Source organism: Streptomyces sp. NPDC060000, assembly GCF_042737375.1.
Classification (GTDB): domain Bacteria; phylum Actinomycetota; class Actinomycetes; order Streptomycetales; family Streptomycetaceae; genus Streptomyces.
Map to the genome: position 1 here is coordinate 43,894 of NZ_JBHWUU010000054.1, position 24,777 is coordinate 68,670.

At 69.6% G+C, this 24,777-nt stretch carries 40 protein-coding genes; 21 read left to right on the plus strand and 19 right to left on the minus strand.

Translation table 11 applies throughout. From position 1 onward, the window contains the following. Positions 1–159: 159 nt before the first annotated feature. The 6 genes from ACFWBB_RS26520 to ACFWBB_RS26545 all read right to left on the minus strand — a co-directional run bounded on the left by ACFWBB_RS26520 (position 160) and on the right by ACFWBB_RS26545 (position 4,814). A complete protein-coding gene (locus ACFWBB_RS26520) occupies positions 160–1,395 on the minus strand; it encodes a hypothetical protein (protein WP_385277297.1) in 1,236 nt (411 codons plus the stop codon). 54 nt (positions 1,396–1,449) lie between these two features. Next, a complete protein-coding gene (locus ACFWBB_RS26525) occupies positions 1,450–1,968 on the minus strand; it encodes an NUDIX hydrolase (protein WP_385277299.1) in 519 nt (172 codons plus the stop codon). A gap of 134 nt (positions 1,969–2,102) precedes the next feature. Then, positions 2,103–2,645, minus strand: a complete 543-nt coding sequence (locus ACFWBB_RS26530; RefSeq protein WP_385277301.1) for a hypothetical protein — start codon at positions 2,643–2,645, stop codon at positions 2,103–2,105. 50 nt (positions 2,646–2,695) lie between these two features. Next, positions 2,696–3,190: a hypothetical protein gene (locus ACFWBB_RS26535; RefSeq protein WP_385277303.1), complete on the minus strand. Its 495-nt coding sequence runs from the start codon at positions 3,188–3,190 to the stop codon at positions 2,696–2,698. A 131-nt stretch (positions 3,191–3,321) separates the two neighbouring features. After that, complete coding sequence (locus ACFWBB_RS26540; protein WP_385277305.1) at positions 3,322–3,846, minus strand: hypothetical protein; 525 nt, start codon at positions 3,844–3,846, stop codon at positions 3,322–3,324. Then, positions 3,843–4,814, minus strand: a complete 972-nt coding sequence (locus ACFWBB_RS26545; RefSeq protein ID WP_385277307.1) for an ATP-binding protein — start codon at positions 4,812–4,814, stop codon at positions 3,843–3,845. Before ACFWBB_RS26545 ends, ACFWBB_RS26540 begins: the two co-directional genes overlap by 4 nt. Positions 4,815–4,957: 143 nt before the next feature. Between ACFWBB_RS26545 and ACFWBB_RS26550 the strand changes: the two genes are divergently transcribed. From ACFWBB_RS26550 to ACFWBB_RS26560, 3 genes are all read left to right on the plus strand, one after another. Next, positions 4,958–5,905 (plus strand): helix-turn-helix domain-containing protein, encoded by a 948-nt coding sequence (locus ACFWBB_RS26550; protein ID WP_385277372.1) that lies wholly within the window; start codon positions 4,958–4,960, stop codon positions 5,903–5,905. Positions 5,906–5,912: 7 nt separating this feature from the next. Then, the gene (locus ACFWBB_RS26555; RefSeq protein WP_385277374.1) at positions 5,913–6,149 is read left to right on the plus strand and encodes a DUF397 domain-containing protein; all 237 of its coding nucleotides are present in this window, start codon (positions 5,913–5,915) and stop codon (positions 6,147–6,149) included. Between the two features lie 242 nt (positions 6,150–6,391). Next, the gene (locus ACFWBB_RS26560) at positions 6,392–7,690 is read left to right on the plus strand and encodes a multiprotein-bridging factor 1 family protein (protein WP_385277309.1); all 1,299 of its coding nucleotides are present in this window, start codon (positions 6,392–6,394) and stop codon (positions 7,688–7,690) included. Here the strand turns inward: ACFWBB_RS26560 and ACFWBB_RS26565 are convergent, their stop codons facing one another. The 10 genes from ACFWBB_RS26565 to ACFWBB_RS26610 all read right to left on the minus strand — a co-directional run bounded on the left by ACFWBB_RS26565 (position 7,691) and on the right by ACFWBB_RS26610 (position 12,403). Continuing rightward, positions 7,691–8,113, minus strand: coding sequence for an NUDIX domain-containing protein (locus ACFWBB_RS26565; RefSeq protein WP_385277311.1), 423 nt, complete (start codon positions 8,111–8,113; stop codon positions 7,691–7,693). A gap of 96 nt (positions 8,114–8,209) precedes the next feature. Next, positions 8,210–9,361: a tyrosine-type recombinase/integrase gene (locus ACFWBB_RS26570; RefSeq protein WP_385277313.1), complete on the minus strand. Its 1,152-nt coding sequence runs from the start codon at positions 9,359–9,361 to the stop codon at positions 8,210–8,212. Next, complete coding sequence (locus ACFWBB_RS26575) at positions 9,358–9,723, minus strand: hypothetical protein (protein ID WP_385277315.1); 366 nt, start codon at positions 9,721–9,723, stop codon at positions 9,358–9,360. The genes ACFWBB_RS26570 and ACFWBB_RS26575 overlap by 4 nt, the downstream gene beginning before the upstream one ends. Beyond that, the gene (locus tag ACFWBB_RS26580; RefSeq protein ID WP_385277317.1) at positions 9,723–10,238 is read right to left on the minus strand and encodes a hypothetical protein; all 516 of its coding nucleotides are present in this window, start codon (positions 10,236–10,238) and stop codon (positions 9,723–9,725) included. The genes ACFWBB_RS26575 and ACFWBB_RS26580 overlap by 1 nt, the downstream gene beginning before the upstream one ends. Further along, positions 10,235–10,717 (minus strand): hypothetical protein, encoded by a 483-nt coding sequence (locus tag ACFWBB_RS26585; RefSeq protein ID WP_385277319.1) that lies wholly within the window; start codon positions 10,715–10,717, stop codon positions 10,235–10,237. Before ACFWBB_RS26585 ends, ACFWBB_RS26580 begins: the two co-directional genes overlap by 4 nt. A 2-nt stretch (positions 10,718–10,719) precedes the next feature. Then, positions 10,720–11,088: a hypothetical protein gene (locus ACFWBB_RS26590; RefSeq protein ID WP_385277321.1), complete on the minus strand. Its 369-nt coding sequence runs from the start codon at positions 11,086–11,088 to the stop codon at positions 10,720–10,722. A gap of 38 nt (positions 11,089–11,126) precedes the next feature. Further along, the gene (locus ACFWBB_RS26595; protein WP_385277323.1) at positions 11,127–11,357 is read right to left on the minus strand and encodes a hypothetical protein; all 231 of its coding nucleotides are present in this window, start codon (positions 11,355–11,357) and stop codon (positions 11,127–11,129) included. Continuing rightward, a complete protein-coding gene (locus ACFWBB_RS26600) occupies positions 11,354–11,539 on the minus strand; it encodes a hypothetical protein (RefSeq protein WP_385277325.1) in 186 nt (61 codons plus the stop codon). Before ACFWBB_RS26600 ends, ACFWBB_RS26595 begins: the two co-directional genes overlap by 4 nt. Next, positions 11,536–12,078, minus strand: a complete 543-nt coding sequence (locus tag ACFWBB_RS26605) for a hypothetical protein (RefSeq protein ID WP_385277327.1) — start codon at positions 12,076–12,078, stop codon at positions 11,536–11,538. The genes ACFWBB_RS26600 and ACFWBB_RS26605 overlap by 4 nt, the downstream gene beginning before the upstream one ends. A gap of 1 nt (position 12,079) precedes the next feature. Beyond that, positions 12,080–12,403 (minus strand): hypothetical protein, encoded by a 324-nt coding sequence (locus ACFWBB_RS26610; RefSeq protein WP_385277329.1) that lies wholly within the window; start codon positions 12,401–12,403, stop codon positions 12,080–12,082. 145 nt (positions 12,404–12,548) lie between these two features. On the opposite strand from ACFWBB_RS26610, the gene ACFWBB_RS26615 reads away from it, so the two are divergent. From ACFWBB_RS26615 to ACFWBB_RS26695, 17 genes are all read left to right on the plus strand, one after another. Beyond that, positions 12,549–12,740, plus strand: a complete 192-nt coding sequence (locus ACFWBB_RS26615) for a hypothetical protein (protein ID WP_385277331.1) — start codon at positions 12,549–12,551, stop codon at positions 12,738–12,740. 4 nt (positions 12,741–12,744) lie between these two features. Continuing rightward, positions 12,745–13,014 (plus strand): hypothetical protein, encoded by a 270-nt coding sequence (locus tag ACFWBB_RS26620; RefSeq protein WP_385277333.1) that lies wholly within the window; start codon positions 12,745–12,747, stop codon positions 13,012–13,014. Positions 13,015–13,088: 74 nt separating this feature from the next. Continuing rightward, entirely contained in the window at positions 13,089–13,679 is a 591-nt protein-coding gene (locus ACFWBB_RS26625; RefSeq protein WP_385277335.1) for a hypothetical protein, read from the plus strand. Between the two features lie 86 nt (positions 13,680–13,765). Beyond that, a complete protein-coding gene (locus tag ACFWBB_RS26630; protein ID WP_385277337.1) occupies positions 13,766–14,683 on the plus strand; it encodes a hypothetical protein in 918 nt (305 codons plus the stop codon). Between the two features lie 16 nt (positions 14,684–14,699). After that, a complete protein-coding gene (locus ACFWBB_RS26635) occupies positions 14,700–15,296 on the plus strand; it encodes a hypothetical protein (protein ID WP_385277339.1) in 597 nt (198 codons plus the stop codon). Between the two features lie 56 nt (positions 15,297–15,352). Then, entirely contained in the window at positions 15,353–15,985 is a 633-nt protein-coding gene (locus ACFWBB_RS26640) for a hypothetical protein (protein WP_385277341.1), read from the plus strand. After that, complete coding sequence (locus ACFWBB_RS26645; RefSeq protein ID WP_385277343.1) at positions 15,985–16,263, plus strand: hypothetical protein; 279 nt, start codon at positions 15,985–15,987, stop codon at positions 16,261–16,263. Before ACFWBB_RS26640 ends, ACFWBB_RS26645 begins: the two co-directional genes overlap by 1 nt. Positions 16,264–16,498: 235 nt before the next feature. After that, entirely contained in the window at positions 16,499–16,759 is a 261-nt protein-coding gene (locus tag ACFWBB_RS26650; RefSeq protein WP_385277345.1) for a hypothetical protein, read from the plus strand. Then, positions 16,756–17,418, plus strand: a complete 663-nt coding sequence (locus tag ACFWBB_RS26655; RefSeq protein WP_385277347.1) for a hypothetical protein — start codon at positions 16,756–16,758, stop codon at positions 17,416–17,418. Before ACFWBB_RS26650 ends, ACFWBB_RS26655 begins: the two co-directional genes overlap by 4 nt. Beyond that, the gene (locus ACFWBB_RS26660) at positions 17,415–17,687 is read left to right on the plus strand and encodes a hypothetical protein (RefSeq protein ID WP_385277349.1); all 273 of its coding nucleotides are present in this window, start codon (positions 17,415–17,417) and stop codon (positions 17,685–17,687) included. The genes ACFWBB_RS26655 and ACFWBB_RS26660 overlap by 4 nt, the downstream gene beginning before the upstream one ends. Then, the gene (locus tag ACFWBB_RS26665; RefSeq protein ID WP_385277351.1) at positions 17,684–18,145 is read left to right on the plus strand and encodes a hypothetical protein; all 462 of its coding nucleotides are present in this window, start codon (positions 17,684–17,686) and stop codon (positions 18,143–18,145) included. The genes ACFWBB_RS26660 and ACFWBB_RS26665 overlap by 4 nt, the downstream gene beginning before the upstream one ends. Continuing rightward, entirely contained in the window at positions 18,145–18,804 is a 660-nt protein-coding gene (locus tag ACFWBB_RS26670; protein ID WP_385277353.1) for a hypothetical protein, read from the plus strand. The genes ACFWBB_RS26665 and ACFWBB_RS26670 overlap by 1 nt, the downstream gene beginning before the upstream one ends. After that, positions 18,801–19,085, plus strand: coding sequence for a hypothetical protein (locus ACFWBB_RS26675; protein ID WP_385277355.1), 285 nt, complete (start codon positions 18,801–18,803; stop codon positions 19,083–19,085). The genes ACFWBB_RS26670 and ACFWBB_RS26675 overlap by 4 nt, the downstream gene beginning before the upstream one ends. 82 nt (positions 19,086–19,167) lie before the next feature. Further along, positions 19,168–19,416, plus strand: a complete 249-nt coding sequence (locus ACFWBB_RS26680; RefSeq protein ID WP_385277357.1) for a hypothetical protein — start codon at positions 19,168–19,170, stop codon at positions 19,414–19,416. 169 nt (positions 19,417–19,585) lie between these two features. Further along, positions 19,586–21,580: an FtsK/SpoIIIE domain-containing protein gene (locus ACFWBB_RS26685; protein WP_385277359.1), complete on the plus strand. Its 1,995-nt coding sequence runs from the start codon at positions 19,586–19,588 to the stop codon at positions 21,578–21,580. Continuing rightward, the gene (locus tag ACFWBB_RS26690) at positions 21,562–21,999 is read left to right on the plus strand and encodes a hypothetical protein (RefSeq protein ID WP_385277360.1); all 438 of its coding nucleotides are present in this window, start codon (positions 21,562–21,564) and stop codon (positions 21,997–21,999) included. Before ACFWBB_RS26685 ends, ACFWBB_RS26690 begins: the two co-directional genes overlap by 19 nt. A gap of 81 nt (positions 22,000–22,080) precedes the next feature. Then, positions 22,081–22,542 (plus strand): hypothetical protein, encoded by a 462-nt coding sequence (locus tag ACFWBB_RS26695; RefSeq protein ID WP_385277362.1) that lies wholly within the window; start codon positions 22,081–22,083, stop codon positions 22,540–22,542. Positions 22,543–22,593: 51 nt separating this feature from the next. Here ACFWBB_RS26695 and ACFWBB_RS26700 read toward each other — a convergent pair whose 3' ends face one another. The 3 genes from ACFWBB_RS26700 to ACFWBB_RS26710 are packed head-to-tail and all read right to left on the minus strand — an operon-like array spanning position 22,594 to position 23,731. Next, the gene (locus ACFWBB_RS26700; protein ID WP_385277364.1) at positions 22,594–22,908 is read right to left on the minus strand and encodes a hypothetical protein; all 315 of its coding nucleotides are present in this window, start codon (positions 22,906–22,908) and stop codon (positions 22,594–22,596) included. 2 nt (positions 22,909–22,910) lie between these two features. Then, positions 22,911–23,138, minus strand: a complete 228-nt coding sequence (locus ACFWBB_RS26705; RefSeq protein ID WP_385277366.1) for a hypothetical protein — start codon at positions 23,136–23,138, stop codon at positions 22,911–22,913. After that, positions 23,138–23,731 (minus strand): hypothetical protein, encoded by a 594-nt coding sequence (locus ACFWBB_RS26710; protein ID WP_385277368.1) that lies wholly within the window; start codon positions 23,729–23,731, stop codon positions 23,138–23,140. Before ACFWBB_RS26710 ends, ACFWBB_RS26705 begins: the two co-directional genes overlap by 1 nt. A 520-nt stretch (positions 23,732–24,251) precedes the next feature. Here ACFWBB_RS26710 and ACFWBB_RS26715 point away from each other — a divergent pair. Then, positions 24,252–24,671: a hypothetical protein gene (locus ACFWBB_RS26715; protein ID WP_385277370.1), complete on the plus strand. Its 420-nt coding sequence runs from the start codon at positions 24,252–24,254 to the stop codon at positions 24,669–24,671. The last annotated feature ends 106 nt before the right edge of the window (positions 24,672–24,777 follow it).

The following is a 24,777-nucleotide window of genomic DNA, read 5'->3' on the forward strand; positions in this document are numbered from 1 at the left end:
GCGGGGGGGGGGGCGGGGGGCTGGCTGCGCCCCCAACCAACTAACCCTCCTGGTTTGTTTTTTGTTTGGGGGGTTGGGGGGGGGGGGCCCCCGGCCCCCCCCCCCCCACGACGCTATCGCCCTTGAATCAGGGGGAGTTGAGCATTGGCCACTGCTCGATCAGAGGGTGACGTCGAGGAGCTCGCACAGCCGCGTGAGTACGGGGATGGCCTCCCCGCGGACGACGACGTCGCCTTCGCGCGCTCCCTCGATCGGGTACTCCTTGAAGGCCCCGTTCTCCGTCAGGCCCTCGGGGTCGACGTAGAAGATGCGCATACCCTTCTCGCGCGCCCGCCTCTGGACTTCGCGCCGGTCCGCGTGCAGACCGACGACCAGGAGCGCCTTCGCCTCGTCGAGGAGCGGTACGGGCGGAACCTTCTGGTCGTAGCGGCGTACGAACACCTCCGGCAGGCCGGCCCGCGCCGAGAGCACGTCGAAGTTGTGGGTGATGACGGGGCCGACCAGGTGCCCGGCGTCGTGCAGGGCCTTGAGCGCGTGGTGGGCGGGGGTGGGTTCGGCGAGGAAGCATGCGGCGAACATCCGCGTCAGCGACTCCGCCTTGCCCGTGGCGTCGAGGAGGAATTCCTGGACGAGGGTGTCGGCCTGCGGGCTGAGGGTGAAGGCGTGGGACTGCGTGAGGCTGTTGTCCTTGCGCGCGGTGACCCGGTAGACCTCGTGCAGGAAGTGCAGGGGCGGGATGTTGGCCTCGATTGACGTGCCGCACCCGACCTCGACCTGGAAGGGCAGGAAGTCGAGGAGGCCGGAGAGGTCCTCGGCGTAGCTCGGGTTCCCCCGCTGCTCCTTGATCCGGATACCGCCCGCGAGGACGTTCCACGGCAGGTTGCGCAGGCTCCGGGAAGGCTCGCGGTAGCCCTCGGAGGTGATGAGGACGTCCAGCGAGCGGAAGCCGTCGGGCGTGGCCCGGTCGGCGCGCTCGTCCTGGGGGTGGTCGTCGAACTGGTGCAGAGTGACGACCAGGTCGCCGCGGTGCCAGCCGTCGGCCTTCTCCTTCCAGCGGCCTTCGGCGAGCCAGCCCTGGATGTGCTTGCCGTAGGTGCTGATCTCCTCGGCGGGCGCCGTGTGGGAGACGTACAGGTACAGCTCCGACAGCACCAGGCGCGGCACGGGGAACGTGTAGTCGAGCCCGTAGTCGTAGCGGTAGTGAACGATGCGGCGGCGGCCGTCGGCGTCCTCGCTCCATCCGGACTGCTCGCGGTTGGCGGGGTCCTGGGTGCGGCGCCAGATCCCTTCCTCGACGCTGCGGGGCCGCTCGTGGCCGTTGCCGGCGAAGTGCTTGGTCCAGGTCGTCACCTGAGTGTCGGACAGTTGCTCGATGACGGGGTAGGGCAGGTACATGTGTTGTTCACTCCCTCACGGGGTCCGGGTGATTGGGATGTGACGGTCGGACGGTCAGCCCGTGCCGCCGAGTGCGCGGCTGCTGTGCTGGGGCACGCCGAGGAGGAGCTCCTCGCCCCCTCCGTTCTGTGCGGCGCGCACGCACTGTTCGATGCGCAGCAGTTCGTGGTCCACGGCCAAGGAGGAGACGTCGTCGGGGGTGACCCAGCGAAGTTCCACGTAGCCGTGATCGACCGACGGCGTCAGTTCCGTGCCGTCGTCGACGCGCACGAGATACAGGAAGTTGATGCCCTCGACGTAGTGGCCCGGCTTGGCGGGCGCGTGGTCCACGCCGAGGAAGGCGTGCGGGGTGAGGCGGGCGTTCCCGAGCTTCTCCTCGAGGCAGCGGGTCAGGCCCGTCCACGGCCGTTCGTTGGGGGCCACCGCGCCGCCGGGGAGTCCCCACTGCGAGATCGGGCTCCAGTACGAGCGGCGGATGACCGCGATCTCTCCCTTTCGCTGGATCAGCGCGAGTGCGCCGAGTCGCCGCGGCGGCGGGTTGCGGAACCAGTCCGGTGGGGGCTGATCTGACATTGCGCCTCCTTCTTCCAGGGGCCTGGTAGGAGTCGACCACCGGCCCGGCCGGCGCGGTGATCGACTGTCAGAGCACGCACACCGCGTGCAGGTCCTGCACACGCGGTTTCTTGCCGGATGGGTCTCGGGTGAGGTCAGGTGACAGCCGCAGCGAACGCGACCACGGTGGTCCGGCGGAGCTCACGGACAACTTGTCGAGCGACGACGAACGGCAGGTCGCGCGAGTCGTAGAGCACCAGGGCGTCCGGATCCGGCGTCCCGTGTTCGCCGGGTCGGGGGTAGAGCGTTCCGCGAACACCGATCTGTTCAGCTTCGTGGACCCGGAGCTCGACATGGCCGTCGCGCAGCACCGGACACAGGCGCGGAGCCTTCTCCGCGCAGCTCTGGCACATGGGCGGAACCGCGGTGCGCACGCCTTCCAAGATCAAGTCCGTGGCGTCGTCGAGGAGAGGGAGGATCCACAGCATCCCGCGCTCGTCCCGGGCGGCCGGCGCCTTGCACACGGCGCACAGGAGGCCCTCCATCGCGGTCTTCTGCCGCTCTGGGTGGAGCTCTGCGGCGTAGGCGGGCCCGCCGGTTGCAGTGCCCCCGCACACTACCCACAGCACGCTGTCTAGGTCCCTGTGGAGTGCGTCCTTCACGGGGTCGGCGTAGGCGATACCGGCTGAGGTGGTCACGACGTCCGCGGACGTCGTGCTCTCCCCTTTCCACGGAATCACGTACGGCGCTAACGGTCTGTCCACGGTGTCCCCCCGATGGCCGGCTGCTGGAAGGCGAGGAAGGCGTAGCGGTCGCGCAGCCAGCGCAGATACGACTCGTACGCCTCGTCAGTGGTGGGCATGGCGCCCCGGCCGGAGGCGAGGACGCCGTCAGCGAAGCCCGAACCGGCGTGACGGCATGCCCGGTTGAACTGGGGTCTTGCGGGGAGCGGCCCGCCGGTTGGTTCGTCGGTGAAGCGGTCTCGGTGAACGGTCCATCCCCGGTCGCGGGCGTGCTCCGCGAGCATGGCGTGCGCGGCGTCGACGTCTACTCCGCGGGCCGCGAAGACGTACGTGGCCACCCTGATGGGTCGGCCCGGCCCGATGGCCGACAGGGCGTCCTCGTAGAAGCTGCGTCGAAGGGCATTGAGTCGGCTGCTGGCACTCGGCCGGAGCCGCGGCGCGCTGGGGCGCCAGGGGTCCCAGTCGTCGATCTCGTCGTCTGGGACGAGCTGCAGTCTCATGTCGCTCTCCGGCGAGTGCTCATTCCGAGGTGGTCACCCGCTGCCGGGACCGGATCCGTCCCGGCAGCGGGGTGGTTGCCCGTGCCCGTCGACGTCGTGGGGGAACGAAAGCCGTCGACGAGCACGGTGTCTCAGGGGGTGGTGACTCCCAGCCGGGCCGCGAGCGCGGCGTGCGGGGTTGGCTCGGGCCGGAGCTGCGCAAGTGCCCCACGGAGAGGGCCGATCGGCACAAGCCGGTCACTCGCGGACGGCCGCAGCCAGTACGGGCCCGGGGGCGCGGTCCTGTTGAGAGACGGCAGGGTGATCGTGTGGGGGGCCCCGATACACACGCCGTGCGGGTGGGGCTCCCACCGGCTGGACGACCCGGGCGGAACCAGCCAGTAGAACCACCCGCTCTCGGGGTCCTCGATGACAGGCCCGCAGCCGCCTTGGATCGAATCCATGAGGGCGACTGCAGCGCGAGCCTGTAGCCCTGAGCCGGTGATGACGACGTCGAACAGGTTGCCCCCGAGCCGTATGCGGGTGTCCTGCTTCATATCGACGTGCAGGAGGGTTCGGATCAGGTCGGCCAGATCCTTCATGTCCTCGGCGGGGCCCTGGGCCGGATCAGCCGACTCGATCAGTTCCCGCATCGCCTGTGCGCCAGTCAGCGTCACGGCTCCACCTGCCCGGGGGCCAAAGTTGCGCGAACCGTCTTGCCCTCAAAGTCGGGGCGGACGAACCAGGTGACCGTGGCGCCGAGTCTCTGCGCGTCCCAGAGGCCGCGCCCGTGCTCACCCTTGATGGCGGCGGTGAAGTCGAGGAACTTCGGATTGTGGTCGTCCACGTCGATGATGAGTTCGTGGGCTTCGGTGATGCTGAGTCGGGCGGCGATGCGCTGGTCCGCCTTGCCGGGTGTCAGGCCGTGACAGACGGCGTTGTCGACGAGGCGGCCGAGGACGTCGGTCGCTCCCGGCACACTGCCGCTCCAGCCCAGAATCGTGAGCAGGGCCGGGGCTTTGACCCGCGCCAGGTTCCTCGCGCTGTCATCGCCGGGGAGATTGAGGGGGACTTCACGTAAGACCAGTGCGGTCACCGCGGCGGGTTCCATGTCGGGGGGTCCTTCGGTCAGGGGGAGGGTGCACCAGGTCGTTGTGCCGTCCGGGCTGACGCCCCATGACTCGGCCATGGCCTCGACGAGGAAGAGGCCGCGTCCGCCCTCGTCGGTGGGGCCGGCGTGCTGCAGCTCGGGACGCTCAGGGGAACCGTCGTTCACCTCGATCACGCATCTGTCGTCTTGGAAGAAGAGGCGGACTCCGATATCGCGGCCGTGGCCATGGCGGAGAGCGTTGGTGGCCAACTCAGTGAGCAGCAGATTTGCGGTGTCGATGAGGTCGGGGCGACGCCAGTAGGTGAGGCTGGCGCGGACGATGCGGCGGAGTCGGCGCGGCCAGGTTGCATCCGTCGCGGAGAGACCGTCGGAGTCGCGATCAGGGGCTCGTTCGATGGACAGTTCGAGGCCCGTATGGATGCTCGTGTCCCTCTGCGTGACAAACGCACGTGCTGTCATGCCGAGGCCTCCGGGCGTCCATGCGACATAGCGGCGTGACCAGCGACATCGCACTGGAATGCGAAATTTATCCACTTGCCTGTCGCGGCTTACTGTGGCTCAACTACCGTGGCGGTAGGACGCATTGAGAAGCAACTGGATCGCCTCTGAAAATTCAGCGAGGCGGTAAATGGACTATGCCGGAACCTGCGCAGGGGGCTGCGGTGGACGCTCAGCTGATGTCACACTCTGCGCAGGGTCGTACTCAACCAGCGCAAACGCATGGGGGTGGTGCACAGGTGGCGGCGAAGCGAGGGGCAACCGGACGGCGCTTGGAGCTCGGCATCCAACTCAGACAGTTGCGCGAAAACTGTCCGCCCGTGGAGGACGGCAGGGCGAAGGGGATGACCCGGAAGGCTGCCGTACGGGGTCTCAAAGCCCTGTCGGAGGCATCCCTCGCGCGAGTCGAAAACGGTGAGCTGAACTTCCGGCGCAACGTCGGAGACCTGCGCTCGCTGTTGAAGCGATACGCCGTCAACGATGACGAACTCATCGAGCAACTCGTCGAGTTGAACCGCGAGGCTCCAAACGACGACTGGCTCACCCAGTACCGCGCGTTCATGCCGGCAGGCATGCCGCACTTCGTCGGCCTGGAGGCTGAGGCAAACGAGATCCTGGCCTACCACCCGACCGTCGTGTACGGGCTCCTGCAGACAGAGCCGTACGCGCGGGCCCTCTTCGAGGTCCAGCGCCCAGTCGAGGACACCACAAGCGAGTTCATACAACGCAACGTGGACCTGCGGATGGCGCGCAAGCGGAGAGTCCTGGAACGCCAAGACGTTCGACTCCGCGTCATCCTCGGCGAGGCAGCGCTACGCATCCCCGTCGGCGACGAGAGCACCATGCGAGACCAGTACCGCGAGATCATCAAGCTGGCCCGTGAGGATCACATCTCGGTTCAGGTGCTGCCGTTCAAACGCGGCTACCGATCGAGCAACGACTTCACGATCCTGAACCTTGGTGAACTGCCATCTCGGGTTCAGACCGACAATGCGTGGGGGGCCGTGTCCACCTCGGACAAGCCCCGCGAAGTCGACCGGTTCACACGCCGGTTCAACGCGATGGTCGGGGCCGCACTCGGCCTCGAGGAGACCATCGAATTCCTGGAAGCACTCACTGGAAAGTAGCGGAGCCATCAACACTCACCGAACCCACAAGTCCTCAACCGACGTCGCCCCGGAAGACGCCTGGTTCAAGTCCTCTTACAGCGACGGCACCGGGAACAACTGCATCGAGGCCGCAGACCTCTCGACCGACGTCGGCGTCCGCGACTCGAAGGACAAGGCAGGCCCCGCGCTCGTCTTCCCGCGCTCCGCGTGGGCCGCCTTCGTCACCGCGGCTCGTACTGACACGTTCGGCACGAGCCTCTGACCAACCTGCTCACCCGCACATGCATGGTGCCCCCCTCAGAGACGTTGAGGGGGGCACCATCGTCTTTCTACACGTCACCAACAGGCAACAGTGCATAGCAGAGTGTAGGGCCATGTGGACTTGTTTGTTCGATAGTCACCCACCTTTGCGGGCCTGTATGCAGATCCTGCACGCGCCATCGACGGGGCCAGCCCCTGTCCGTACGGTGGTGGCCCCGGTTCTCTGGGCGCGCGGGAGGGCTGATGCTCGCCATCGAGTCAGGTATCTGGACCTCACCGGAGGCGCGCGCCCTGATCGAGCAACGCCACCCGGGCGCCCTCATCCGCATGGGTCGTACCTCCCGTGGCTGGAGGCAGGCAGACCTCGGGCAGCGAATCGGCTGCTCGGCCTCCACCGTCTCGAGGCTGGAGGGGAGCAAGCGCGTCACCGATATGGCCCTACTGCGCGCCGCTGCCGCGGCGGTTGACCTCCCGTCACCTTTACTGGCGGCGGCCTGCGGCTTCGCCACCGCCGCGGTGTCCGCCCCCACTAGAGTGGCGAACGACACTCAGCGTGACGCCGAGGAGGACTCCATGCGCCGCCGCACTCTACTCGCCGCCGCGGGAACGGCGGTGCCCGTCTCGCTACTCCTCGCCATGGACGACGCTCTGGCCGGCACCCCGGCGCCGTCCGGTAATGCCGCCCCGCTCGACGCCCGACTCGCGCGCGCACGCGGTCGGTTCGACGCCGGCCAGCACTCCGCACTGCTGCGCGAACTTCCGGGTCTCCTTGGCGATGTTCACCACGCGGCACAGACCCGGGCGGACCTCGACCACGCGCGGCTGTCCGCCTGCTACGCCCTCGCCTCTCAGGTCCTCGTGAAGATCGGTCGACACGACCGAGCGAGGATCACCGCCGACCGGGCCATGACGTACGCGTCCCTGGCAGGCTCCCCGCTCGCCGCCGCCGCGGCGGCCCGGGAACTCGCCATCGTCCTCCGGCACCAGGACCAGCCGGCCGCAGCGCAGCGCCTCATCCTGTCCGCGGCCGCGGACGTCGAGGCCACCGGACTCGCCACCGAAGCACAAGCCGCCGCGTACGCACAGATGCTCTGCACCACCTCGTACACCGCGGCGCGCGCCGGAGATCGGGGGCAGGCTCTGGCGATGATCGGCGAGGCCCGACGGGCGGCGAAGCGTCTTCCGGCGAACCCGCCCGCGGGCCGCCTGTTCCGCATCTCCCCGGCCGCCGTGGACCTCTACGCCGTCGGCGTGCACTGGGCGCTCGGCGATGCCGGCGCGGCACTCGATGCCGGCCGCGGTCTACGCGCCGACCTCTTCCCGACCCCGGAGCGCAAGAGCCGGATGCACACCGACCTGGCGCGCGCCTGGTGGCAGTGGGGGAGGCCCGAGCAGACGGCCCAGGAGCTGCTCGCCGCGATGCGGGTCAGCCCTGGCGAGGTACGCGACCGACCGGCGATTCGGACGATCGTCAGCGACTTGTCCTCCCGTCACTCCCGTACGCCCGGGGTGCGGGAGCTCGCTCTCGCTGTGGCTCGCTGATCAGACGAGAGCTTGGGCCTGGTCCAGATTGATGGCGATCTCCGTCCAGGGGCACATCCGCAGGCGCGGCACCATGTGCGACGGGAACCAGTGGAGCATCACGCCCTCGGTGAGCGGCAGAGCGGCGGCGTCCCCATTCCACCAGCCGCGGAACACCTGGATGTGGCCCTTGACCGTGCCGTTCGGACTGACGCTGTCGACCACGGTGAGCCGCTCGAGATCCGGGATGTCTAGCCCGGTCTCCTCCATCAACTCCCGCTGGATCGCGTCCTCGAGGCTCTCGCCGTCCTTGCGGTTCCCGCCGGGTACCGACCAGACGCCCGGGTCGCAGATTCCGGGGATGTTGTCCCGCAGATGCAGCAGGTACTCCCGGCGGTCGTTGACGAGCAGGGCCGCCGTTCCTCTGATCTGATCATCGTTCATATCCGCAGGATGGTCCCTCGAGCACCGTGATGCCCACAGCTACACCGCGCCACTCGGGTGACCCCTGCCACTCCTGCCGCTACGCGGCCGCTGGTCTCAATCCCGCGCCTCGGCGTCCGCACGCGGATTGTGTACCGGGACCTTGGCAAACGCGTCAAAGTCCAGGTCCTCAGTGGGCCGTACGTACACTTCTTCCGGGATACGTGATCCCTCTTTCCATCGTCCCGCCTTGCGGATGGTGACGGCGGAAGCCTTCGCGGCGGCCATGTCGGTTGCTGCGCCCGCGCGCAGGCCGTGCGAGGTAATCGGCCGCCCGTCGCCCACCAGGCCGGCCTTCTTGAACCAGAACTTCACGCGTTCGTTGACGACGTGGCCGCGCAGGTGCTCCCCGCGCACGGGTGCCTTCTTCGCCCGGGTCTCGGCTGTCGCGACCTTCCCGTTCTTGAGCAGGTGGCGGAACACCGGCCCCTCGGTGATGCCCTGCTCAGCGAGATAGGCGAGCCAGCGGTTCATCCGGGCGACGAGTTGGACGTCGCTCCGGTCCCGCAGCGGGATCGTCTGGTCCTCGCCCTTGTGGGACTTGTCCTCTGGAACCCAGACGAAGATCCGGTCGGGCAGGATGGTGAGGTCCTCGATGTCGAGGTTGGTGTCCTCGATCGACCGGCCCAGAAACGAGTAGCCGAAGGCGAACATCGCAGCGTCACGCAGCCCGGCCGGCCGCCCGCTTTCCTCCGCCTTCTCCATCATCGGCACGAGGTAGGGCAGCGTGAGCGGGAACGCTCGGCGCACCCGCAGCGCCTTCTTGTTGTTCTTCCGGTAGATCGCGAGGGCGACCAGGAACTTGCTGTTGTTGGGCTGACGGCCGGGCGGCATGCTGGTCTTGATCAGCGACATGTAGTTCGTGATCGTCGCCGCCTTCAAGCCGCGGCGCATCAAGTGGACCCCGTATTCGGTGTACGTAGACGTCGTACACGGCTCCGCCACCCGCCCCTCCCGGGCGCACCACTGCCTGAACGCCTTCATCGGCGCCGGTTCCTTCCGCTGCTGAAGGAGTGCGGCCGTCTCGGGGCTGACGTACAGGTCCCGCTTGCTGTACCGCGGGCCGCTCGCTGTGGTGGGCAGCTCCTGGCCCGGGTAGAGCACGGTGTTGTGGTCGACGAGCAAACGCGGTTCGTCGACGAGCGCCAGGGAGTCGCTCTCGTCGTCGACGAGCTCGGCGTCGTACACCTCCTCGTCCTGGACGCTCACGCTGCGGGCTCCCGGATCTCGGCGATGGTCTGCCCGTCGGTGACGCGGAAGGTGTGTCCGCACGGCCTCACAGTGAGGAGCGCCGCGACCCTCCGGTACCCGGGCCACATGATCCTCGGAGCCTGCGCGGTGATGGGGGAGACCGCGGCGATGTCGTCGCGGGACGCCTCCGTGATGGTCTCCTGGCACTGCGGGCACCAGGCCGTGGTCATCGGACCGTGCGCCGGGCCGACGGCCTGGATGGGTGCGGGAAGGTCCGGCGCCTCCTCGTACCGCGAGACCACGCCGGGGCCCGCCTCGAGCTCCGCTCCGGGCCACAGCATCGGCCACAGGTCGCTCGCGCGTCGCTGCTGAGCCTCCATCAGTCCCTCCACTTCCAGCAGCCGGGCGCGCAGTCCTCGGGCATGTGCCACGGCGTGGGCTGCCCGGACAGAAGCGTGCCCGGGTCGTAGTGCGCGCCACGGGCCTCGAGCTCGGCGACCTCCGGGGCCTGCCAGAAATGGCCGCCTCCGTGCCCCTCGGCCGCGGCCCAGCCCTTGGGGATCCGCTTCACGCAGGGGTGACCACTCTCGGGGGCGAGGACGGGGCACGGCATGGTGCCGTCAGAGATCGGCTCGGGGTACTCGGGGTGTGCCTTCCAGGGGGACGCCTGGTTCCTGAGCCCCCAGAGGCAGTCCTCCGCCTTCTCCTGGTCGCCGCGGTGCAGCGCGTCGACCAGGTCCCGGTGCTCGTCCTTCGCGGCGCGGTACTTCTCCCGGTACTCCTCAACGGCCGGAGTGCTGTCCGTCGTCGGGTACTTGGTGCGCAGCTCCTCGTCGAGCCGGGCGTCGATGAACTCGTAGAAGGCGAGCGCGGCCCGCTCGTCGACGGCGGTCACTTTGCCCTCCCAGGCATGGCCACGGTGATCGGGCAGAGCAGCGCGTACATCCGCCCTGCGTCCACGACGTCCGCGACGTCGCGGGGGTCGGTGATGTCTCCGGCGAGAGCGATGAAGGTGCCGTTCCTGCGGGCGCTGCGGCGCCAAGTCCTCGAGCTGTTGAGGCTGCCCTGGTAGAAGGGGACGCCCTCGGGGTCGGACATGGTCAGTTCATCGGTTGCGACGTCGAGGACGGCGGACCAGCCGGGGGCGGGGTCGGCCCACCCCGGGAAGTCGTTGAACTCGGCCCAGCCGCCTGTCCGGAGGCCGTGCAGGAACGGGTCTGGCCCGGCGCCGCCGTCCGTCCCAAACGTCTCGATCCGGTGGGAGGCGGCGAACACGGCGCGCGGCATGTCGTCGCGGTCGTCCGCCCACACTTGCATGCCCAGGTCGGGCGCCGGGCCGGACAGGTCGACGCTGTAGAGGGTGTTCGGATCCATCGTCACGCTCCCTGCCGGGCAGTGGCGCACGGGTCCGCAACGGCCCTCGCCGCGACCCATCCGGCCGTCGTGGCGTACTCCATGTTCGACGTGACGTGGCGGCGCGCCGGCAGCTCCTCGCCGTCGAACTGGACGATCAGATAGTGGCCGGACGTGTCGACGATCGCCCCCTCCCGCCCGTGGCTGCGCACCCGGCCACCGATCGCCCCCTCCCGCCCGTGGCTGCGCACCCGGCCACCGATCGCCACGCGGATGCCGTGGCGCTGCTCGAGCGCGTAGTAGCGGCGGATGTAGCCCAGGTCAGCCACCTGTCGCTGCCGTTCCTGGTACTCGGCCGCCATGCGGTCTTCAACGTCGTCGTCGTAGATCATGCGTGCACTCCTGGGTATACGGGGGATCGGCTCGGAGGTCACGGCTGTACCCCGCAGCCCTCGAGGAAGTCGTCGTCGTAAGTGCGGTGCGCGGTGTTCCAAATCCAGTGCGCCCAGTCTTGAGGGGGCGTGGGCTCCCGTGCAGCCGCCACGAGCACTCGCTCAGTCAGATTCTCGGCCGCCGGGAAACTCTTGGTGCGGCGCGCGAAGAAGGCGACCAGCGGCTCGTAAAACCGCTGGAGCAGCTTCTCCACTTCCTCCACGGTCACGCGATCTCCTCAGTGTCGTACGCGATGCGGATGCCGGCCGCGCGCAGCTCCGGCGGCAGCAGGGTCTCCGTCAGGTTCTCGGCGATGGCGTCGAGTTCGCCCATGATCCGGGCCCGGTGCGCCTCTCGGTTCGCACGGGTCGCGGCGTACAGGGCATCGAGCGCCTGGTCCCAGGTGTTCACGGGCGCCACTCCACGGGGTACTCGTCCGGGGTCCCGCTGAACCGCGCCCAGAGCAGGGACTCAAGGGACCAGCGCATCCCGAAGACGTGCCCGGTGTCGTCGTCGAGAGAGTGTGACAGGGCCGCACTCTCGTGCCGGGCCTCGTAGTCGTCGAGGATCCGCTTCATCCCGCTGAGGAGCTGCCGTTCGCCGCTGTCGTTCGGCAGAGTCCGGGCGGCGCCGATCAGCTTCTCGCGGGCGAAGGCGATGAACGCACGTCCGTCGGCGATGGCCTCGAGCGCACCCTCGGGGAAGTAGGTGTTCGCCATCGGGGAGACCCGGTAGGTCCAACGCTGCTCCTCGACCCGTTCGAGGAGCTGGGGGAACTGCTCGGCGGCCATATCGAGGTTCGCGCGGGCACGTCCAAGGTCGCAGTCGAACCCATTGGCCTCGTAGAAGGCCAGCGTGCGCGCGCCGTTCCAGACGCCGCCCTCGAGCCGGATGCGGGCGCAGAGCTGTATAACACGGTCCGTCCGTACGGGCGTTGAGGTCGTCGTCATGTCACGCTCCTGCTGGCAGGGCCTGGATGGATCCGGTGAGCCGCAGACGGGCGATGACTCGGGTGGCCAGGCCGTTGCCGTTCTCGCTGTCGTAGGCCGTGGCGTCGAACGTGTCGCCGCCGATGTCCACCTTCAAGGACCGGTCCTCGAGGTGTTCGAACTCGGCGCCGTCGCGGAGGAGGAGCTCCGCCGCCTCCGCGGACGTCATGGCGAAGTTCCGTACGCCGGGGCGAAGTGGTGGAGCCGCGTTGTTCCAGAGCGCGGCGAGGACCTTGGCCTTGTTCAGGCCGCTGATGTCGATGCCGTCTGGCGCGCCGGCCGTCATGGGACCCCCCTGGGTTCAGAACTGATGCTGCCTCAAGATTACCGACAACAATTGGAGTTATTGTCGGCTACCCATGAGTAACCCTCTAAAGTCTTCTTTGAGGGCGGAGAGCACCGCCCGAACCAACGAACTGAGGAGCACCCCCATGGCGGGCTGGATCAGCACGGGTCAGCAGAAGCGCGACCACGACGGGCTGCGGAACATCTGCGCGGCCGATGGACACCCGGGCACAGCAGAGGACCCGCTGGTGAAGACGACGGACGGGTGGCGCGTCCACCGCTCCGACACCACCGACCCGAACAACGGCTTCTATGGCCAGCAGCAGACGGAGGGCTGAACTCATGCTCTCCGTGCGGAAGTTGAAGCTGCTCGCGTACGCCTTCGCCCTCCTGGCCCTCGCGTACCCGGCCCTGGTCCCGCCCGTCCTCGGCACGCTCGGGGTCGTGATCGCCGCGGTGGTCGCCGTCGTCGGATGGGTCCTCGCGAACCTGTCGCTCACCCTCACCATCGCGGCCGGCCTGCTCCTGGCCCGCGCCTTCCCCGGCGTTCCGCGGTGGTTGGGCCGCGCGTTGGTCGCTTCGGTCGCTGCCGTGGCCCCCGTCAAGGCGTAACAACCCGCCCGTTCGAACCGTTCGATTCTTCGCTCAGAACGATTCTCCGCTCAGCCCTGCCGAGGAGCACATCCATGCCCGCCGATTTCACGCCCGCTGTCGAAACCCTTCTGCGCACCATCGCGGAGGCCGGCGACAAGGGCGCCCAGTTCCAGGTGGCGCCTCGGCGCCGCTACCGGCTCACCGGTACCGACTACGTCGTCAACCAGCGCTCGTTCTTCCCGCTGACCAATGGCAAGTACGTCACCGACGGGGGCGACGACTCCGCCCCCGTCAAGCTGACCGCCCGCGGCCGCGAGTGGATCAGGCAGCACCCCGTGACGCGCGGCGGTTCCCGCGGACCCTACCGCCGCGGCCCGCGGTCCGTACGCCAGAACCTGGCGCCCCGCCCGACGCGACTGGCGTATGCCGGTGGCTTCACCGCGGAACTCACGGAACGCGTGGTCGTAATCACCTGCCCGAACAACGGAGTTGGGGGCGCCACTCTCCCGGCCGACGACTGGGAACAGCGCGCCATCGACAGGCACCCCACGCTGCACACCGTCGAGGGTCCGACGGTCTCCGGCGCCTACGCAATGCACTGGCGCGAGGACGCGCGGACCGACGCCGAGTTGTTGGTCCAGTCCCTCGCCATCGTCCGAGCTGAGCCCGCGCGTACGTCCTGACCTCACCGTACGGAGACCCCCGGCGCCCGCCGCGGCGCCACACGGCGGAGAGCACCGCCGTAACCCGAAGAGAGGAACACCCCCCGATGTCTCGTCGCATCGTCGTCACCGCCCTACTCCCGCAGCCCGACCCCGAACCGATGTACCCCGAGTACGAGGAGCTCCGCCAGGAAGCCCGGGGGAGGGACCGCGGGCCGATCGGCGGCCAGAACATCGCCCGTATGGAGGACGTGGTCCAGCGCCGCGGTGCTGACTGGTGCACGGCCGTGCTCGGCCGCCCCTTCCCAGGCCTGCGCCGTGTCCCCTCCGAGGACGGGTTCATGCTGATCGTCGCCGACGAACGCAGCCTCGAGCCGGAACTGCCGGAGAGCATCGTCAAGGACCGCGCCGTCGAGGATTCGCGGCGCAAGGAGCGCGAGGCCCAGGCCGCGGCCAAGTTGGAGGCGGAGAAGCGTCGTTGGGCCCTGGTCACCGGGTCGGCACCCGTCGCCTTCGCCGTGCGGGAGAACACCCGGCATACCGGTGTCCGCGGGTCCCTCCGGCACATCACGGCGGCCGTCGACCTGCTCTCCGGCCGATCCCGGCGGCACAAGGCCGGCATGGGCCTGTGCGAGACCCCCGGACGCTCGAACCCTCTGCACCTGGGCGAGCCGCTCGAGGACCTCCCGCCCACCTGTAAGCGCTGCATCGAGTACGCGGGCCAGGTGCGCACCCTGGACGCTCCGGCACCGCCCACGCCCAGCGAACTAGAGACGCTCCGCCTGATCCAGTCCGGCGTGGTGTTCACGTTCCGCCCCGCTCGAGGCGGCCCCACGGCCCGGGACACCAGCCAGCGCAGCAAGGGGGCGTGGGGGCACCTGGGGCGGAAGGTCGACGCCGCCGTGCAGAAGGCCGAGGCCAGGGGCTGGGTGGTGAAGGACAAGGAGCACAGCAGGACGGAAGGCGGCAGCCTCGGCCACCGTTGGCGGCTGACCGAAGCCGGTACCGCTGCCCTGGAGGGCTGATCCCTTGGTTGCCCGGATGACCGCGGCGCAGTACACCGCCCTGATGGCGAGCCGCCGCGGCCAGACACCCGCGCCCCCCGTGGCACCGAAGAAGAAGGCCCGGAAGAAGGCCGCGCCCGCGCACCCGGGCCCGCCGTCCACCCCGCCCCCTCCCGAGGTCGAGCCACTGCTCGCCATGCTGTCCGCCCCGGGGCGCCACTGGACGCTGCTCATGCCGTACGCCGTGGAGCTGCTGACCAGCAATCAGCGGCTCCACCACATGGCCGTGCACCGGATCCGCCGACAGCTCCGTGAGGACGCTGCCGGCATGGCCAGGGCGAGGCGCCTGCCCCGCCTCGAGCGAGCGGCGATCTTCTACGTCCTGCACCCGCGGCCGCTCTACCGGAAGCGCGACCCGGGCAACTGGGCGCCCACCGCGAAGCACTACGTCGACGGCCTGGTCACCGATGCCGGGCTTCTGCCTGACGACAACCACGAGTTCCTCATGGGCCCGATCCCCGTCATGGGTGAGCCCGTCACCACGGGATTCGCCCGTATGTCCCTCGTCGTCGTTGAAGTTACCGGGTCGCTGACCAGCGGAAACACAGAAACCGTAACAGGAATCGTCGGTTAGACGTACTGAATCTGAGGGCTGGCCCGCCCTCCCGTATCGCTAGGAGATGCCCCTCCGTGAGCACCACGCCCAACGTGTCCATCCAGGTCTACGCCCAGGACGGCACGCCCATCCCGCCGACTGTGAGCCGCGAGCACCTGCTCGACCTGGCCCGCGGCGCCTACGAGCGCGGCGGCACCTACCTCACCCGCGGTGACGTGGACATCGAACTTGCCGAGGTCGCCGACAAGGCGGCCTGTTCGCTCCTGCGGGACCGCTGGAACGACAACTTCCCCATCGCCGCCTACCTCGAGCTGCTCACCGTCGTTGCCGCGCTCCGGGCCGTCCTTGGGTTCGACCCGACGCCGACCGCACGCGAGGTCACCGACTGGTCCGAGGAGCTGGGGGAGCGCCTGGGCAGCGACGTCGACGGGCCAACGTCCTTCTCCTTCATCAGGTTCGTGAACGGCCCGTACAAGGGCGCGGTCCTGCGCGTCCTGGGCGCGTCCGACCTGGGGCCGGCGGCCGCCCTCACTCTCCCGATCGCCTGGGGCGACACCGCGGACCCCGGCCACGGAGAGGCCCGGTACAAGCGGGACGCCGAGGTAACGGACGAGGGCCTGTGGCTGTACCGGCTGGACGGAGACGTCCGGGAGGACGCTCGCCCGCACATCACCCTCTCCACCTCGCCCGACCAGGTCGGTGCGTGATGGCACGGAACATCAGGGCCGACCACGGAGCCGTCTATCGAGCCGTCATCAACTGGACCGAGGTCCCGGAGAAGGGAGGCACGCCCCACACGGAGTACGAGGGCCCGTACGGGGAGCCGGGCGCCGCACAGGGCCGTGTCACCTTCTGGGAGAACCACCTTCGCGATGCCGACACCGGTGAGACCCGGGCGTCGGGCCACATCGAGGAGGGCACGATTTCCTGGCAGCGCTACACGCCCCCGGCGAAGAAACGCAGCCGAAAGGGCGGCCGCGCGTGATAGGCCTGCTCTCCGCCGTCATCCCGTCCCGGGCCGCAGACGCCGCGCACGACGCTGCGCACGAGACCGCGGCCCGGTTCCGGCACGGCGCCTACTCAGTGTCGTGCCCGACGTGCCACGTCCTCGCCGGCTCGCTCTGCCTCGCCCGGCGCAGCATCCACGCGGCCCGCCGGGACCTTTACCGGCAGAACCCGAAGCCCACCGGCCTGGTCCCGCTCCTCGTGGGGCGTGCCCGATGAGCCGCACGGCGGCCCAGGCCGCGCAGGCAGCCGCCGAGTGGGCTGAGCGAGCCGAGAGCGCGTACAGCATGGCCAGCGTGAGGCGTGCGGAGGGCGACGCGTGCACCGCACGCCGCGGCGCCCAAAGCGAGGCCGTGGACTGGCACGAGAAGGCGGAGGCCAGCGAGCTGGAACGCAGCATCGCCGCGGAGATGGCGCGCATGTGGGCCGACGTTGCCGGCGTCCTCCACCTGGTCCAAGAAGGTGAACCGTCGTGACCGCCCTCGCCGTTGAAGCCGCGGCCGCGCCCGAGTGGTCCGGCCGCCTGGTCGTGCGCGCGGCGGGCCGCCCTGTGCTGCACGTCGCGGGGGAGGGCGTCACAGCCCCCGCGGTGCCCATGTTCACCGTGCCCCTCGAGTGCCAGCCGGACGCCGAGCAGGCGCCGGGCGTACGGCCGTGGGACGGGCCCGTGACCGAGTCGAGTATCTGCCCGGCCTGCCTGCGCTCCCTGCGTGGAGAGCCGGAGCCGGAGAAGCCCCGGCTCGTCCCCGCGGGCGTCCTCGAGGAGCTGCCGGTACCGGCACCCAATCCGGACCGCCGCGGCCGCCACCTCCAGGCCGTCCCGGACCCGCTGCAGTACGCCGAGGCTCCCCTGCCCGCCGAGCACGCGGACCGCCCGATCACCTGGTCCCGGTGGACCAAGGCACCCGTCATCACCCACCACGACCCGTCGTGCGAGTGGTGCGGGGACCCGGGCCCCGGCGAGATGGCCGGCGGCCGCCAGGGACACCCCGCGTCCAAGACCGTCCCCTTCCGTCGGTTCATCGCCTACCGGTGCACCGCCTGCCAGGAGATGACCGCGTACGAGCAGGTCGGAAGCGAGCTCCAGACCATCAGCCACCACAAGTCACGCGCCCCGAAGGACTGCAACCGATGACCGTCGTTGTCGAAGCCCCCAGCCTCCCCGAGCTCGAGCAGCGCCTGGCCCTGGTCGTGTGCGGGGAGAACACCCGGCCCGGGAAGACGCGGGCCTGCGACTCCTGCCGCAAGAAGGGCGGCACCCTGCTCCGCATCACCTCGACCGGGGCCGCTGACGCCCTGGCCGCGGCGATATGTGGCACCGGCGACCGCCGGGTCAAGACGTGCGATCCGTGCAGGCAGAAGGCCATGCGGATGATCCGCATCTACAACGGGGAGACCGAGTGACCACCGCAATCGCAGCCCCGCCGAAGACCACCGCCGTCGCCTTCGACCTCGAGGGCGGGCTCATCAACGTCTCGAAGATCCATCGCTTCGCGAACGATGCCTCCCGGTTCCACTCCGCCATGCTCGGATGCCCGCCCAACCGCGACGTCGTGGCCGCCGCCCAGCGGGCACACGAGGACGGGAAGACTGTGCTCGTGATGACGGGCGGGGACCGGCGCCTGGAGCAGCTCGTCGTCACTTGGCTCGGCCGGCACGGCGTGCCCGCGACGCTGCTCCTGATGCGGAGCCGAAACGACTTCCGGCCCGGCGCCGTGGTGAAGCGTGAGCGACTGCGCGCCGCCCACTTCCAGTTCGGCCACATCACCGTGTGGAGCGCTGACCCCAGCGTGAACCGCCTGTCGGAACAAGAGGGCATCGACGTCGTCGAGCTTCCCGGCTACTGGGGTGACGTCGCGTGATGCGTCCAGGGAACCAGGAACTCGCCCCCGCGGAGCTGTCCAAGCTGCTCGGGGGCGAGCTGCCGTCCACGCTGCCGCTCGAGGGCTGGCGCACCGTGACGCTGCACTGCCAGGTCGACGCGATCGGCCCGTCCGACCGGCACCAGGACCTGGTGAAGCTCGAGGTGTCGTTCCCGCCGCCGACACCGCCCTGCCGCCGCTGCCGCGGCCGCGGCGTGATCCCGGACTTCAGCCAGTGGGACAGCTATCACGGGGAGCCGAAGCCCGTGCCGTGCCCGGAGTGCACGGGTGAAGTGACCACGTGCAGCGCGACCATGCTGCACGCCATGGCTGGCCGGGTCTCCTGCGGGCAGGCGGCCGGTCACTACGACCCGTCGGTCATGCCCGTACGGGACCAGCCCGGCGGTTGGCACCAGTCGGAGCCGGACCGGGACGGCACGCGGTTCACGTGGAACGACATGTACGACGCGGCGACCTCGCACGGATCGGATCCGCTCGAGCCGACCGTACCGCGGCCGCCGCAGCGCATCAGGATCACGTGCCCGACGTGCGGACCGATAATGCCTCTGGAGAAGCACCCGCGCCGCCCCGAGACTCTGCGGTGCGCGAACTGCAAGGAGCACCTGGGCCGCGGCCGCCTCGAGGACACGACGTCGTGAAGGGCATCCTGCACCTGGTCTCGTCCGGCGCGCTCGACGACGTCCCGTGGCGCTGGGTGCACTGGAGCGAGGCCCAGGCGATGCGCGTCGACGAGGCCGCGTGGGCGGAGGCGTGGAAGCGACTGCACCAGGTGCGGCCCGTCATCGCGTGGCAGCCGTGGCCGTGGGAGTTGGCCCGTGACTGGCTCGGCCTTGACCGCCCGCCACTCCCCCCGCCTCTCCCGGAGAACGTGCGCGCACTCCTCGAAAAGGCCAGGCCACTCCTGGTTTCTCAACTCTGAACGCTTCACTCTCCCGCAGAACTTCCATTCTCCCGGAGAGATCGGGCACAATGAGGGCTGTGACTGATCATGAGGGGGGACGATGGTGACTCGACGCGAGATGCCGCGGATGCTGCGCGTGACCTTCGAGTTCGCGATTCCGCCAGGCACCCCGACGAACGTGCGCACGGACAAGCGCATGGGGGCCGTGGAAGCCATGCAGACGGCCGTCGCGGCAATCGCCGGGCGCGCTCTGCCGCCTGAGACGTCGATGACCGTCCGGCACGAGTGGGCGTACGCCTTGCACGACCGGACCACTGACCCGGTGACGCTCGGGCCCGAAGCACCGTAGGACTCCGGCCGGATCCCGGCCCGCACGACCACAACCGAACACCTGGCGTCATGGCCAGACAACGGCGGAGAGCACCGCCGGAACCAACGAACGAAGGAACACCCCGATGCCCTCGCGCACCGTAGGCCCTGCCCGTCTGTCCACGTCCCTCCTGGCGAGGTGACGTGACGTGTTCATACCTCGAGACCCGTCTGATCACGTCACCTCGCCCGTCGAGAAGACCTCTGCGCACGGCCGTACCCGACGGATGACGGCGGCCGTATGCGGCTGGTGCGGGCGCCTGCGGTACGAGCTCGCTCCGGCCGCGGTGTCCATGGGGATGACCTGCCTGGGGTGGCTCCACCACGCCGTCGGTGTCGACCCGAGCGCGTACGTCGGGTACGCCCTGGGCGCCGTCGCATCGGCCGGCCTGACCTGGGGCGGCCTCAAGTTCAAAAGCGGCGTCGCCACGTCCCTCGGCGTCGCCTCCACGGGCACCGTGATCAACACCGCGATCGGCGCCGTCACCGGGCCGTCCGTGCCGTCCCTCATCGCGGGCGGAGTCGTCACGATCGCCTCGTACGCGGTGTACGTGCCGTGGCTGGTGAAGACCCGCCACGAACGCTTCAACCTGCAGATCAAGGCCGCGAAGACCGCGCCCCTGCCCGACGGGATGGGCATCAACATCGGCCAGGGCGGCGTCACCGGCGACACCGAGGAGGAGACGGCGCTTCGCCGCGCCCTGGTCGCCCTGGGCGTGCCCGCGGTCGACGTCTCCCGGATCGTGTTCACCGATACCGGTTGGTACGCGATGGTGACGCTTCCGCCGGGCAAGAACACGTCTGCTCAGGTCGTCATCGCCAAGCGGCAGCAGCTCCAGGCGAACCTCGACCTGCCCGGCCGGCTGCGCCTGACCGAGGGTCCGCAGGCCAACCAGTTGATCGTGCGTCTGCAGACCACCGACCCGCTCGCCGGAGACGGGATCCCGTGGCCGGGCGTGCGCGTCGACTCGGTCGAGCAGCCCATCCCGATCGGCATCTACCCCGACGGCAGCGAGATCCTGATCGACCTGGTCGACGGGCACATCCTCATCGCCGGTGGCACGAACAAGGGCAAGTCCGGGGCCGTCAACGTCCTCGCCGCGAACCTGGTGGCCTGCGACGACGTCGACCTTGCGGGCATCGACATGAAGCCCGGCGCCCTCGAGTTGGGCCCGTGGCAGCCGAACATGGTGGCCCTCGCCGACGATGCGGACACCGCCCGCCAGGTCCTGGTCTGGCTCAAGTCGGAGATGCACCGCCGCGGCAAGTACCTGGCGACGCTGCGCGGCCCCAACGGGGAGCGGGTCAAGAAGTGGACCCGCAAGCACGGCAAGTACATCGTCCTGATCATCGACGAGCTCGCCGAGCTGCTCCGCCAGGCGCCCGACGTCGTCTCCGAGCTGATGACGCTCATGCAGGTGTCCCGCGCGATGGGCATCCGCATCGTCGCGGCGACCCAGTCGCCCAGCGAGCAGGCGTTCGGCGGCAAGGGCACCGACACACGGCAGCAGTTCGGTACGCGTATCGGCCTGCCTGTGAACGAGCCGACCCCCATCAACATGATCATGGGGACCGGCGCGTACGGGAAGGGCTGGCGTCTCGACGAGCTCGACCTGCCGGGCAAGACGATGGTGTCGTCCGAGCGGTACGTCGAGCCGAACGAAGGCCGCTGCTACTGGATCGACGAGCAGCAGATCCTCAAGACGTCGCTGCGGTTCGCGACCGGCGGCTACGACACACCCGCAGGTCCTCCCCCTCCGCCAGACCCGGACCCGGATCCCGACCCGACGCCTCCGTCCCCGCCCGGCGGTGGCGGTCCCCGCGGGGGCCGCCCGGTCCTGCGAGCCGTACCGATGTACCCGGACGGCTCCCGGATCGAGGAGAACCGGCTGGAGATGTGGCGGGCCCTGGAGAAGGCCGGTCCCGAGGGCCTGACCAAGGGCGAGGCGGTCCGGATGGGGATCTGCAATCACCACTCGACCATCACCCCCTGGCTGAACCAGTGGGTCGCCCAGGGCTGGGTGGAGGAGTCCGGCAAGCGCGACCGCTCGGTCGTGTTCATCCTCTCGGCCGCCCAGCACACCCCCGCCGCCGAAGTCCCCGCCGACAGCAAGGAGAACGCCTCGTGTCCAGTAAGCATGTGATCCCGGCGGGCGTACAGCAGCCGACCGCGGCCTTCGTCGAGCTCGGCGACGAGCACGACCCGATCGTGCACGTTCAGGACCCGTACGACCCCAACCGGTCCGTGGCGGTACGTCGTTCGGCTCTGCAGCCGACCGCGCCGTCCCCGGCTCGTGACCTCAGTCCCCAGCCGCTCCTCGACCCGCTCGCGCAGCGCATGCTCGCTGGCGGCGTCGGGGGCGGCGTCCTGGGATGGGGCGCGGGGGACTTCCTCGCCGGGGCCAGCAAGCTCGTCAGCGCCGCGGCGAGCGGGGGCAGCGCGGTCGCAGCGATGGCCCTGTTGCTGCTCGCCTGGAAGATGTCGCCCTCGAGCCGCCCCGGCAAGACGGTGAACATCACGAACAAGAACTCGTGGGGCGGGCGGTCCTCCACGCGCGCCTGACCTGCCCGATCCGAGGGCCCCGGCCAGTGGCCAGGGCCCTTGACGTGTCCGTGTCGGCACTGCGTGGGATGATCCCCCGTCATGGGGAGACACATCTGGGGGAAGACGGTCGGCGCGCTCGTCCTGGCCGCGACCGTGGCGGCCGCGAGCGGCTGCAGCAGCTCGAGCGACGAGGACACCGCAAAGCCGGCCGCGAAGGCGGAGAAGACACTGAGCGTGGGGGAGGCGACCACCACCTTCCAGGCCGCGGTGACGAAATTCGACACTGACGGCGGCTGCCTCGAGCAGGAACCGGGAACGTGCTGGGAGCAGATGCAGGCGCTCATGAAGCCCGCGCGCGACCTGCGGAAGGCGGCGAACGCCGACAAGGAAACCGGGCCGGAGTTCTGGTCGGATGCGTACGCGCTGATCGACACCATGGAGGACGGCATCGCGGTGGGGGAGGACCAGGGCGTCCCCGCCGGCGGAGTGACGAACCGGACCGACGTCCTCGGCTCCGCCCACAAGTTGTCGGACTGGCTGGACAAGAACCCCGTCGCGTAGCGGTTGCAGCGCAGGGGCCCCGTACGGTGCGTACGGGGCCCCTGTGGCGTCTCAGGCGGACTCGGCTGCCCTCTCGTGCTCCGTGAGGTGCGGAAGGCCGTAGCGGGCGACTTGAGGCTCGAGCGCGTCGGGGCTGCCCGCGGTCAGGGTCAGGGCGCTGCACTCGGGGCACTTCCAGGTGTGCCGGGCCGGCCCCGGCTCGATGGGGGCGGCCTGGTCCGCCGGCCCACAGTACGGGCACCCGTCGTTCTCGTACCGGCAGGGATGGACGATGCCGTTGCCGCTGCCTTCCTCGTGGTCGCAGCCGGTCCAGGCGCATTCGTCGTGCGAGCAGTGCGGTCCGTAGACCAGGCGGGGGGTCGCCATGGTCACTCGTCTCCGTCCGGGTCGGGGGCGGTGTTGCCGGTGTCGAGGTCGAAGTACCAGCGGTCACCGGGGTAGTCGCGTGCTCGGGTGATGGTGAAGTTGGCGCGCAGGACGTCCATCACGACCTTGGCGGTGGCCTCGTCGGCGCGGAGCCGTACCCCGGCGATGCCGGGCAGGGTCTCCCGTTCGTCCGGGCGCTCCTCACGGTCCCGGCGGGGTTGGCGGGCCATCAGCCGCTCACCTCGACCAGGTCGCCGAGGATGACGCGCATCCGGTCGGCGGTGCAGCCGCACGGAAGCCGCAGGTAGATGACCTCGACGGGCTCACCCTGGTCGTCGGAGAGCATGCCCTGCATGTAGTTGAACTCCCGGCCTGCGCACGAGGGGCACGGCGGTTCCTCGTCGTAATCGTCCTCGTCGTACAGGCCGTCATCCATATCGGGGTCCGTGTGCGGGTGGCCGCAGCCTTCCGGATCATGCTCGGCGCGCCCGCAGCCCTCGCAGGCGGAGCACACCACCTCGATCAGGAGCGGGGGCCGGCCGCCGTCGGACGGCTGCGCGAAGGTACGCCCCTCGGCGTCGAGGCCCGAGCCCTCGCAGTCGTCGCAGGGGCGGGCGCCGCCCAGTTCGGGCGCAGGGAACGGGACGTACAGGTACTCGGGGAGCAGGAACCGGCTGGGCTTGTCCGCAGGGGTGTCCGTCGGCTGGTCGGCCGGAGTGCGGGAGCTGCGGAGCCGGGCGAGAGCGGCGCTGTACGGGATCTCTTCCCGGGCGGCGAGCTCGCGGGCGCGGCGCTTGAGGTCGTTGCTGACGTGCCGTGACATGTGAGTCTCCGAGGCAGGCCCCACGCCACCCGCCGCAGGTGTCAGGGCAAGGGCGATCCGTCACGGGCCCTCGCCGGGGTGTGCCCGGGTGCCGGTAGCCATGTCCGGCGAGCCTTCGACCGTTGGTGCCGTCGCTGCGTGGGAAGCGGGTCGGCGGTCTGTGCGGCGTGTCTCCACACTTCGTGCGAGCACAGCGTAGCCGCATACCAACACATACCGCTAGATTCCTGGCATGGCTGAACTGCAGCAACTCCAGTACGTGGGCGGGCCGTTCGACGGTGGCACGGCGCGGACGCCTTCATCGACCGCATCGACATGCGCTCCCCGGCAGGCACCGGGGCATACGTCCTCACCCGGGACGAGGAGACCGACACCCAGGTCTATCGCTGGGAGCCAGAGGGGATGGAAACCGCAGGTCAGCGATCCTCTACGTGAGGCCGCGACACTAGCGTCGCCCATCGCGCACTCTTCGCCGGCTGTCCCGATCGGGGCAGCGTTTCCCAGCATGAGGGAAGTGCGCATGACCGCCACGTCTTGGACCCCGAAGCTCACCAACGTCGCCGGCGTCGACGGAACGACCAGCTCGGGCAAGTACGTCGACGCGAACGGCGTCTGCACGTTCACCGCGCAGATCAACGCGAAGAAGGAGACCACCTCGGCCTCCAGCGCCGGCTTCGGTCTGACCCTGCCGGTACCGGCCGCGGCTGGTATCCGCTACACGTTCCAGGTCAGCCTCGACGGCCGCGACGCCGACAACGGCGTCTGGACCGGTGAGGCAGTCATCTACGCCGGATCGGACGGCACGAAGATCGACCGCCTGCGCGTCACCAGTGGCGAGAACGGGGCCGCGGTGCTGAACATCGAGCACCTCTACGGCGACGCCGAGGGCGCCGTCAACGCGGAGATCATCACCGTCACCGGCTCGTACCCGACCGCCTGACAACAGCAACACCCCCAAGAACCCGCGGGGCCGACGGAACGTGTCCGTCGGCCCCGCGGGCTTTCCATGTTCGATCCCATCCCATCTCAACTCATCTCAACCTGTC